Raw genomic sequence first — 10,471 nt, 5'->3', positions numbered from 1 at the left:
ATAAAATATGTTTTTAAAATAAATAGAAATTTTGTTTATAAAATTTTATATAGCTCTGTATTTTTAGGATGTCCTCAAATTTTTGTTTTTGCAAAAAAAGTATTTATTAGGCTTAGAAATTTTTAGATTCGTATGATTGGAGTTGCTATGAAAATTTTTATAATCGGTAATGTCTCGTCTATGATGATAAATTTCAGAGAAGAGTTTATAAAACTACTTGTATCAAAAGGGCATGATGTCTACTGTTTAGTTAGTGACTACAATGAAGAAAGTAGAAAAAAAATAATCTCATTGGGTGCAACACCGTTTGACCACACTTTAAATGCAAAAGGGCTAAATCCATTTAAAGATATCATTGCTACATATGATTTGGTTAAGCTTTTTAGGCAATATAGGCCAGATGCGATTTTTTCTTTTTTTGTTAAACCAGTTATTTTTGCAACTATAGCCGCAAAAATAGCAAGAGTGCCACGAATAGTAGGCATGATAGAAGGGCTTGGCGGGGCTTTTACAGTTCATAAAAATGGACAAACAATAAAGGCGAAAATTATCAAAACCATACAAGTTCTTTTGTATAAAATTTCACTACCATCTCTTGACGAGCTTATATTTTTAAATAATGACGATAAAAAGGACTTGATTGATAGATTTGATATAAAAGTAAAGTCCATAAATATATTAGGTGGTATAGGTGTTGATCTTGATAAATTCTCATATACTAAAGCACCTACTGATCCTATAAGTTTTATTTTTATAGCAAGACTTCTTGCAGAAAAGGGAATATTTGAGTATTTAGAGGCAGCTAAAATCGTAAAAGAAAAATATAAAGATGTAAAATTTTATATATTTGGTAGTTTTGATGAGCACAATCCATTTGGATTAACACAAGAAGAACTAAAACCTTATCTTGATAGTGGCGTAGTTATATATCCTGGCTTCGTAAATGATATAAAAGAACGGATAGTGAATAGTTCCATTTTTGTCTTGCCTTCGTATTACAGAGAAGGTGTGCCAAGAAGTACGCAGGAAGCCATGGCAATAGGAAGGGTAGTAATAACCACAAATAGCGTAGGATGTAGAGAAACTGTTGAAGATGGAGTAAATGGATTCTTGGTGCCACCATTCGATAGTAAAATTTTGGCACAAAAGATGATTTATTTTATACAAAATCCAGAAATGATAGTCCAAATGGGTATAGAAAGCAGAAAAATAGCTGAAGTAAAATTTAATATAAATGAAAAAAATGGAAGACTTGCAAAGATTATTATTGGAAAATAGCACATTACTATTTTTTACTTTTTTAATTTATAGTATTAAAGATTTTAATTTAAAAATTTAGACTTATCTTTAGCGGGCTTATCATGATTTAAATAATAAAACCAAGACAAGCTGGTTAGTTTTTTAAACTAGACTTCTAACCCACTAGTCCACCAACAGTTTTTGTATTATTCTTATTAGCCTTTTTTAAAAAATTCCTATTCCTTTTTTATAGGTTTGCATTCATCTTTGAAGAATTTTTTCTTAGCATAGATCTTTTGCTCTAGTATCTTCTTTTCATAAATTTTTATATATTGGCTTCCAGTATTCAAGGTAATCTCTAAGGCCAGCGATATATCCTGCATCATAGTGGCAGCTTACACATTTTTAGCTCTTTAGGGGTGCCAAGAGGTTTTTGTGGCGATAACTTGTGAGTTGCAGATATTGACTTAGGTAGTTTTCATCTTTACCGATAACTGCGAAGCAAGCGTCAGCTAATTCTAAATTTATTCATTACATTTACTGCTTATAAATAAATTTAATTACCAAGGAATTAAGCTAAATAAAATAGAAAATAAAATATAATCCCAAATCTTTGGTCCCGTAGCTCAGTTGGTAGAGCACTACCTTGACATGGTAGTGGTCGATGGTTCGAGTCCATTCGGGGCCACCACTTCTAACAAAACATCCCAAACAAGAGATTTAAAAATTAATTATTAGTAAATTTTCTAAAGATGTGGTAAAGATTTATTTTAAATAATCTTTCACATCATACTCTTTGCCAGCATCGTGATCTTTTAAAAGCTTTGCCACGATAGGGCTTAAAATGATGATGGCAATTAAATTTGGTACGACCATCAAGCCATTAAACATATCTGCTAGGCTCCAGACAAAATCAACCTTTTGCAAGCTTCCCAAAAATACAAAAACGACTACTAAAATTTGAAAAGCTCTGACCGCTTTTGCCCCAAGAAGGTATCTTACGTTGATCTCAGCAAAATAGTACCATCCAAGAATCGTTGTAAATGCAAAGAAAAATAGGCAAACAGCTACGAAACTATATCCGCCAACCTTGCCAAAGATATGCGATGAGAAAGCCTCTTGTACCAAGGTTATGCCTGTAAAGACTGCTTTGCCATTTTCAAAGCTAATAACATTTGCAGTAAGCACTACAAAAACGGTGATATTTAAAACGATAAAAGTATCTACAAATACGCTCATTATGCCAAGTACTGCTTGATCGACTGGGTGTTTGACATTTGCAGCAGCGTGTGCGTGCGGAGTTGAGCCCATACCAGCTTCGTTACTAAAAAGACCCCTTGCGATGCCGTATCTCATAGCAGCTGCGATGCTAGCTCCAGTCGCCCCACCCCAAGCTGCTGAAGGATCAAATGCGGCTCTAAAAATGAGCGAGACCGCTTCTGGAATTTGCTGAAAATTTAAAAATATGATAGTTAGTCCCACACCTACGTAAAGTAGCGCCATGATAGGCACGATCTTTTCAGCTACTCTTGCGATCGCTTTTACGCCACCTATAAAGATGACTGCACAAACTATCGCCAAAAAGGCTCCAGTTAGCCACTGTGGTATACCAAAAGCACCACTAAAGCCATCTGATATGGAGTTTGCTTGAACCATATTGCCGATAAAACCAAGCGCAATGATGATAGCGATAGCAAAAAATCCAGCTAAAATTTTTGCCAATTTACCTTTTAAACCGCGGCTTATGTAAAATGCTGGACCGCCTATCGTGTGCCCGCTATCGTCTTTTGTGCGGTAAATTTGAGCTAAGCAAATTTCAGCAAAATTTGTAGCCATACCTAAAAATGCAGCGCACCACATCCAAAAAATCGCTCCAGGACCACCCATGATAAGGGCTGTTGTCGCACCTACTAGATTGCCAGTGCCAACTTGTGCTGCGATCGCAGTTGCGACCGCTTGAAACTGGCTCATACCAGCCTTGCCAGCAGCTTCGCCATGAAGTGAGAAATTCCCAAAAAGCTCTCTTAGTCCCATTTTAAACTTAAAAATTTGAACAAACCCAAGCCTAATAGTAAAAAATAGTCCAGTGCCGCAAAGTAGGGTAATAAGGAAGTATGGACCCCAAAGAAATGAATTTATACTCTCAACGCAATTATTTAAAATTTCAGCAAAATTTGTAGGCATTTTCTTGACTTTCATTGGTGTAGTTTAGAGAGCGAGTATATTTAAAAAAATATAAAATTAAAATAAATAAGAAAAATTTTTTAGCTTGGTTTAAAATTTCGCGTTAGTTTTCGGCTTACTCGTGGCAAGCGTGTTTTAGATGGCTTTTGTGAGAAATTTGCAATCTTTCTTGTGTGGATATAACTTAACAAAACGTATTTGGCTCTTAGTTTTGCTAAAAATTTTATCAAGCACGTTACAAGCGGCTTTGGTATTAAATTTTTTGCTTCATTGTTATTTGCTGGATCTGCCATATTTGTCCGCTGTTTGACTTGCCGGTAGTCAATCTTTGCGTCAAATTTTTCTCACCGATTGCCGCTCAAAGCTGTTTAAAATTTCTGGAAATCCGCTTGCTCTGCCATAAGTTGTCGTTAATCTACTCCAAGGCACGTCTTCTATCTTTAAATTTGCGATGTACACTAAATTTTGCTCGTTCATCTACATTTCGTTTAAAATTTACTCCATAAATCTGACAGAGCAAAGCCTAAATTTAGCTCTTGGATTTTATTTTCTCTAGCCACTCATTTAGCGTTTTTTCAAAGCCTATGCCCTTACTTTTGTAAAAAACGAGCGGTTTTTCTAGGTATTTTTGCTCGACCCAGCCGCCAAAATCATGCGGATAAAGGTAGTCTTTGCTCTCTTTTGTGTAGTTTTTTAGATATGGTGGGATTTTTAAAATTTCTTCGCTTTGCACGTATCTTAGGGCGGCATTTATCGCGTTGTAGCTGGAGTTTGACTTTGGCGAGCTAGCTAGATAGACGGCGCACTGAGCCAGTATGATCCTAGCCTCTGGAAAGCCTATCTCTTTTACGATGCTTAGCGTGCTTGCGGCTAAATTTAGCGCATTTGGGTTTGCATTGCCGATATCTTCGCTGGCAAATATCGCCATCCTTCTAGCGATGAAGTCAGCGCTCTCGCCAGAGTCTATTAGCCTTGCGAGATAGTAGATGACGGCGTTTTCGTCGCTTCCGCGCAGGCTTTTTATAAAAGCGCTTGCTAGCTCGTAGTGCGTGTCGTCCTCTTTTGCCCCCTCTTTTAGGGCGTTTTGGCGAAGTGTTTTTAAATTTTCTAGGCTCACATTTTCATCAAGCGTGACGGCAAATTCTAGTAAATTTAGCATAGCTCTTGCGTCGCCGCCGCTACTTTTAAAGAGATACTCTTTTGCTTCTTCGTCAATGCTAAATGAAATTTGCTCTCTTATCTTGCCAAGAAGCTCCTCAAAGTCGCCACTGCTAAGCGGTCTAAACTCAAAGAGCATAGAACGACTTCTGATACCTGAGCTTAGCGTGAAAAAGGGATTTTCCGTACTAGCGCCGATAACTAGGGCTTTGTAGTTTTCCATGGGGATTAACAGTGCTTCTTGTTGGGTTTTGCTTAGGCGGTGGATCTCATCTATAAAAAAGAGCGGTTTATTTAGAGCGTTTTCATAGTTTTTTAAAATTTTGCGAAAGTCATCTATCTTTAAATTTCCGCCATCAAACTCATAAAAGTCGTAGTTTGCACCACTTGCCACAGCCCTTGCAAAGCTCGTCTTGCCACAGCCCGCTGGACCATAAAATATAGAGTGCGGTATCTTGCCGGTGGCTATAAATTTTAAAAAGGCCGCTTTAACCGCCTTTTGTCCGCAAATTTCATCCAAGCTTTTTGGTCTAAACATCAGTGCAAGTGAGCTCAAATTTACTCCTTTACTTTGCTGGTTTTGGCAAAATTTTAGCCTTTGCACTAAGACTTTCTATCTTAAACTCATAAATTTTAGTGATCTTTAGCCCATACTGAGCCGCTGTTTCAAAGGTGTTCATCGCATAAGCTGTATATTTTAGGCTGAGAATTTTTAAAATTTCATATTTTTTAGCTTCGTCTGTGATCTCGTAAACTCTAGTTTTTGCGATGGCACTTTTGTACTCAGTCGTAAAAACCTTGCCTCCAAGCGCCTTGCCATCGTCTTTTATCGCATCTAGCTCGCTTTCGCTTAGATGTGGGACTTTGTTAAAACTAACGCAGACAAACTCTACTTTTCGTCCATCTTGAAGTAGCTTTGCTTTACAGCCAGCGGTAGCTCCGTGTATAAAAATGCTTTCGCCAACTCTAACAGGCGAGATCGGTACGCTAAAAATTTCTCCCTCATCATCCACGCATGAAATTACCGCATATTCACATTCATCTATGATTTCTAGGCCATCTTCACGGCTTAGCTCTCTATCTTTTCGTCTCATTTTTTATCCTTTTTTTGAAAAAGCATTTTAAAATTTAAGTGCTTAAAGGCTAGTATAACGCAAAAATTTCAAGGAAAAACATGAAAAAAATCGCTATTTTTGCCATTTTATTTGGCATAAACTTAGTCCATGCAAACGATGTTTGCAATGAATATATAAAGCAAAGTAGGCTCTATCTTGACGAGCTTTATGCCAAAGAGAGCAAGCGACTTGCAAATGACGAAAAGGCGTTAAGACTTTTTGAGCTTAAATTTGATGAGTTTAAACAAAGACAAAGCGGCCAAGAAGCCATAATTTTGCAAAACAAAGATGAGAAATTTTGCAAAAGAAAGCTTGAAGAGACAAACAAACTTTTAAATGATCTAAAAAAATAGATCAAATTTTTACATTTAGATCCCAGTCTATTGGCGTTTTGCCGTGGTTTGCTAGGTAGATATTTGCTTTTGAGAAGTGACGGCAGCCAAAAAATGCTCCACGAGCCAGTGGGCTTGGATGTGCTGCCTCTAAGATGAGGTGCTTGCTGGCGTCAATGAGCGGTGCTTTGGCTCTAGCTGGATTGCCCCAAAGCATGAAAACTACGTTTTGTAAATTTTGGCTAACTTTTTTTATTACAGCGTCAGTAAAGCCCTGCCAGCCAAAGCTTGCGTGGGAATTTGCCACTCCAGCGTTAACGCTTAAAGTCGAGTTTAGTAGCAGCACGCCTTGCTTTGCCCATTTTGTTAGATCGCCGCTATTTGGCTCTTTTATGCCAAGATCAGCGTAAATCTCTTTATAGATATTTATAAGACTTGGCGGGACTCTCACGCCACTAGGTACTGAAAAGCTTAATCCCATGGCTTGATTTGCGCCGTGGTATGGGTCTTGGCCTAGGATGACGACCTTGACATCGTGAAATGGCGTTAGATTAAATGCGTTAAATATAAGCGCACTTGGTGGATAGACGACGCCAGCGCTCTTTGCTTTTAAGAAATTTTCTTTGATGCGAGCGAAATTTTCACTCAAAAACTCATCTTTTAGCACCTCTTTCCAGCTTGGCTCGATCTTTACATCGTCTAAATTTATTTGCATTTTCCTGCCTTTTGTAAGTTTTAGCAGTATAATTTTAACTAAAATTTATCTAAAGGAAAGAGCTGTGTCAAAGCAAATTTTTAATAAGATCTATGAGCTTCTTAGCAAGAATGAAGCTAAATTTAAAGTTCTAAATCATGAGAGTGCGACCACCTCAGAAGAGGTGGCAAAACTTAGGGGAACAAAGATGAGCCAAGGCGCAAAGGCTCTAGTTTGCTCTATAAAAGGGGTAGATGAGGAGAAATTTAAGCAAATTTTTAAAGATGAAAATGTGCTAAATGATTATTTGTTAAGCGATGAAAAGCCAGCGATGAAGGCTGGTAAAGCTTATATTTTGGCTATTTTGCCAGCCGATATGCAAGCAAATCTTGATAGCTTGACGCAAAAATTTGACGGCAAAAGAGCAAGCCTAGCTAGTCCAGATGAGGTTTTGGCATTGACAGATTGTGTTTTTGGTTCAGTACCACCGTTTAGCTTTCATAAAAATTTACACATCGTAGTTGATGAAAGGTTACTACAAAGAAATGATGAGATCGCATTTAATGCAGGACTACTTGATAGATCGATCATTTTAAATACAAAAGATTATACGAAGATAGTACGACCAACGCTAATAAATTTTGCAGAATAAAAAAAGTGCTAGGCTAACCACTTCCTAGCACTAAATATTGTCGGGAGAAAAATGAATTTAAATAATGCAAAGACGAGAAATTGCTAAATTCATTTCAAGAACAAATATTATCAGGCATAATCTTAAAATATAATAAATTATATAAATAAAAAGCTTTAAATTTAGGGATTTACATATTTAAATATAAATATATATATTTCATAAATAAATTTATAGATCAAAGCTTGTGGATTTAAAAAGAATTTATAAAAATTTGCTTAGTAAATATTAAGTTTAGCTTAAAGCCCATTTAGATAAAATCCTTAATCGTTCTTTTATCGTAAAAAAGACAATTTGATATAAGGAAAAACAATGAGCGATATCATCGCATACAAACTAAATGGCGAAATAGTCGATACTCAAAGTATCGCAGGGCGTGAGAGTAGTGCTGAGCCTATCTATTTTGATAACTCAAAAGAGGCACTACACGTTATCAGACACTCCTGTGCACACCTCATGGCACAAGCTATCAAGTCACTCTATCCAAAGGCGAAATTCTTTGTCGGACCAAACGTAGAAGATGGATTTTATTATGATTTTAGAGTTGATGATGAGGGCACGAAGCTAGGCGAGAGCGATCTAGCTGCAATCGAAGATAAGATGAAAGAGCTTGCTGAGAAGAAATTTGACATCGTAAAAACCTGCTCAACCAAAGCTAATATGAGCGATAAATTTAAAGATGACGACCTAAAACAAGAGGTCTTAAAAAGAATCCCAGATGGTGAAGTGAGCAGCTATTTGCAAGGCGATTTTGAAGATCTTTGCCGCGGACCACACGTACCAAATACTAAATTTTTAAAATTTTTCAAGCTTACACGCGTGGCTGGAGCATATCTTGGCGGAGATGAGAGCCGTGAGATGCTAACTAGAATTTACGGCACAGCCTATGCTGACAAAGAGAGCTTAAAAGAGCACATCCGTATCATCGAAGAGGCCAAAAAACGCGACCACAGAAAGCTTGGCGTCGAGATGAAGCTGTTTACCTTCGACGAAGAGGTCGGCGGCGGCCTACCGATCTGGCTACCAAACGGCGGACGTTTACGCTCCAAACTCGAGCAAATTTTATATAAAGCCCACCGCGACCGCGGCTACGAGCCGGTGCGCGGACCAGAGCTACTAAAAGCCGACGTGTGGAAAAAGAGCGGCCACTACGCAAACTATAAAGAAAATATGTACTTTACGACGATCGACGAGACAGAATACGGTATAAAGCCGATGAACTGCGTGGGTCACATCAAGGTTTATCAAAGCGATATCCGTTCGTACCGCGATTTGCCGCTTAAATTTTTCGAATACGGCGTGGTACACCGACATGAAAAAAGCGGCGTTTTGCACGGACTTTTCAGAGTGCGCGAATTTGCCCAGGACGACTCACATATCTTTTGTATGCCAAGCCAGATCAAAGAAAATATCTTAGAAATTTTAAAATTTGCTGGCAAGATAATGGAAAATTTTGGCTTCCACTACGAGATGGAAATTTCAACCAAGCCGACAAAAGCGATCGGTGGGGATGAAATTTGGGAAACTGCTACAAAAGCGTTAAAAGAGGCCCTTGATGAAAATGGCTTTAAATACGGCATCGATGAGGGCGGCGGCGCATTTTACGGTCCAAAAATCGATATCAAAATCACCGACGCACTTAAGAGAAAATGGCAGTGTGGTACGATCCAGGTTGATTTTAACTTACCTGAGCGTTTCGATCTTGGCTACATTGACGCAAATAACGAACGCCAGCGCCCTGTAATGCTTCATAGAGCTTTACTTGGCAGTTTTGAGAGATTTATAGGAATTTTACTTGAGCACACTGCTGGTGAGCTACCATTTTTCATCGCTCCTACGCAAGTTGTCATCGTGCCTATTAGCGACGCGCATTTAGACTATGCAAAAGAAATTTCACGCGAGCTAAGAAAGATTAATGTCGATAGCGAGATTGCAAGTAAAAATGAGAGTTTAAATAAAAGAATAAGAACGGCTGAAAAACAAAGGGTGCCTATGATAGTCGTGCTAGGTGACAACGAAGTAGCAAACAAGAGCGTTGCGCTACGCGACAGACAGGCTAGGACGCAGAGCGATATGAGCTTGGCGGAATTTATAAATTTAACGAAGGAGAAACTTAGTGAGGTACATTTTTGAGTAAGGAAAATGAAGTATTGCTCAATGAGGACATAAGGGCGAGAGAGGTAAGATGTGTAGGGGATGATGGCACAGCATACGGTGTCATCTCAAGAGAAGAGGCTTTAGAGATCTCAAATAAGCTTGGGCTTGATCTAGTACTTATAGCGCCTGACGCGAAGCCGCCAGTTTGCAAGATAATGGACTATGGTAAATTCCGTTATCAGCAAGAGAAAAAGCAAAAAGAAGCCAAGAAAAAGCAAAAAACCATCGAGATAAAAGAGATAAAACTCTCTGTCAAGATCGCCCAAAACGATATAAACTACAAGGTTAAACACGCAAGCGAGTTTTTGCAAGATGGCAAACACGTTAAATTTCGTGTATTTTTAAAGGGTCGCGAGATGAGCACACCAGAAGCTGGTGTAGCTATGCTTGAGAAGGTCTGGGAAATGATAAAAAATGAAGCTGATCGCGATAAAGAACCTATGATAGAAGGTCGTTATGTAAATATGCTTGTAACTCCAAAAAAGGGTTAAATTTCTACAAAGAGCAGGCTAGGGCTTGCTCTTTTTTGTATTAAATTTTAATACAAAAAACTCATAAATAACTATTTTCAAAAATCCTATCTTTTTATATGTGTTAAATTTACACAAAGGCGTTTGCAGGGTTGATATACCTTATGGTTAAATTTGATAGGCAAAATTTGGATCTGGTTTAAATTTAGTAAATTTTGGTATTTACTTGTTTGAATTTACCCGCTTTGTTATCGTTTGCATGGGTGTTGTGCTGAAAATAATCTAGGTAAATCGACTTTCTTGCGAGCTTACAAATTTTTAGTGCTTGCGTGAGTGTTTTCAAGCTAAATTTTGCCTAATATCTAGCTAAATTTGGCAATGGGGTATCGCTTTAATAATACTTTTTTACAAAAAGCTTTGACTACTCTTGG

Annotated in this window: 11 protein-coding genes and 1 tRNA gene; 6 read left to right on the top strand and 6 right to left on the bottom strand. The window is 37.9% G+C overall.

Going from position 1 to position 10,471, the window contains the following annotated elements; genetic code table 11:
• Nucleotides 1-147: 147 nt before the first annotated feature.
• Complete coding sequence (locus F3H00_RS09320) at nucleotides 148-1,278, top strand: glycosyltransferase family 4 protein (RefSeq protein ID WP_148800033.1); 1,131 nt, start codon at nucleotides 148-150, stop codon at nucleotides 1,276-1,278.
• 576 nt (nucleotides 1,279-1,854) lie between these two features.
• Nucleotides 1,855-1,930 (top strand) — tRNA-Val (locus F3H00_RS09310).
• Nucleotides 1,931-2,004: 74 nt separating this feature from the next.
• Here the strand turns inward: F3H00_RS09310 and F3H00_RS09305 are convergent.
• From F3H00_RS09305 to F3H00_RS09290, 5 genes are all read right to left on the bottom strand, one after another.
• A complete protein-coding gene (locus tag F3H00_RS09305) occupies nucleotides 2,005-3,423 on the bottom strand; it encodes an alanine/glycine:cation symporter family protein (protein ID WP_148800036.1) in 1,419 nt (472 codons plus the stop codon).
• An 80-nt stretch (nucleotides 3,424-3,503) separates the two neighbouring features.
• Entirely contained in the window at nucleotides 3,504-3,716 is a 213-nt protein-coding gene (locus tag F3H00_RS09300) for a hypothetical protein (RefSeq protein ID WP_148800038.1), read from the bottom strand.
• 40 nt (nucleotides 3,717-3,756) lie between these two features.
• Nucleotides 3,757-3,900, bottom strand: coding sequence for a hypothetical protein (locus F3H00_RS10395; protein ID WP_187424114.1), 144 nt, complete (start codon nucleotides 3,898-3,900; stop codon nucleotides 3,757-3,759).
• Nucleotides 3,901-3,952: 52 nt separating this feature from the next.
• Nucleotides 3,953-5,119 (bottom strand): replication-associated recombination protein A, encoded by a 1,167-nt coding sequence (locus F3H00_RS09295; RefSeq protein ID WP_223155278.1) that lies wholly within the window; start codon nucleotides 5,117-5,119, stop codon nucleotides 3,953-3,955.
• A 28-nt stretch (nucleotides 5,120-5,147) separates the two neighbouring features.
• Nucleotides 5,148-5,675: a pyridoxamine 5'-phosphate oxidase family protein gene (locus tag F3H00_RS09290; protein ID WP_148800043.1), complete on the bottom strand. Its 528-nt coding sequence runs from the start codon at nucleotides 5,673-5,675 to the stop codon at nucleotides 5,148-5,150.
• Between the two features lie 80 nt (nucleotides 5,676-5,755).
• Here F3H00_RS09290 and F3H00_RS09285 point away from each other — a divergent pair, with 80 nt between their 5' ends.
• A complete protein-coding gene (locus F3H00_RS09285; protein WP_148800046.1) occupies nucleotides 5,756-6,049 on the top strand; it encodes a hypothetical protein in 294 nt (97 codons plus the stop codon).
• Nucleotide 6,050: 1 nt separating this feature from the next.
• Here F3H00_RS09285 and ung read toward each other — a convergent pair whose 3' ends face one another.
• Nucleotides 6,051-6,743: a uracil-DNA glycosylase gene (ung, locus tag F3H00_RS09280; RefSeq protein ID WP_148800049.1), complete on the bottom strand. Its 693-nt coding sequence runs from the start codon at nucleotides 6,741-6,743 to the stop codon at nucleotides 6,051-6,053.
• A gap of 64 nt (nucleotides 6,744-6,807) precedes the next feature.
• Between ung and F3H00_RS09275 the strand changes: the two genes are divergently transcribed.
• The 3 genes from F3H00_RS09275 (at nucleotide 6,808) to infC (ending at nucleotide 10,061) form a co-directional block, all read left to right on the top strand.
• Nucleotides 6,808-7,374 (top strand): YbaK/EbsC family protein, encoded by a 567-nt coding sequence (locus F3H00_RS09275; RefSeq protein ID WP_148800051.1) that lies wholly within the window; start codon nucleotides 6,808-6,810, stop codon nucleotides 7,372-7,374.
• Nucleotides 7,375-7,725: 351 nt separating this feature from the next.
• Nucleotides 7,726-9,546, top strand: a complete 1,821-nt coding sequence (gene thrS, locus F3H00_RS09270; protein ID WP_148800053.1) for a threonine--tRNA ligase — start codon at nucleotides 7,726-7,728, stop codon at nucleotides 9,544-9,546.
• Nucleotides 9,543-10,061 carry a translation initiation factor IF-3 gene (gene infC, locus F3H00_RS09265; RefSeq protein WP_054195973.1) on the top strand — a complete coding sequence of 173 codons (519 nt, stop codon included), beginning with the start codon at nucleotides 9,543-9,545 and terminating at the stop codon, nucleotides 10,059-10,061. Before thrS ends, infC begins: the two co-directional genes overlap by 4 nt.
• The last annotated feature ends 410 nt before the right edge of the window (nucleotides 10,062-10,471 follow it).

The organism is Campylobacter concisus, assembly GCF_902460845.1.
Lineage (GTDB): Bacteria > Campylobacterota > Campylobacteria > Campylobacterales > Campylobacteraceae > Campylobacter_A > Campylobacter_A concisus_X.
This window is presented reverse-complemented; position numbering and strand designations above follow the sequence as displayed.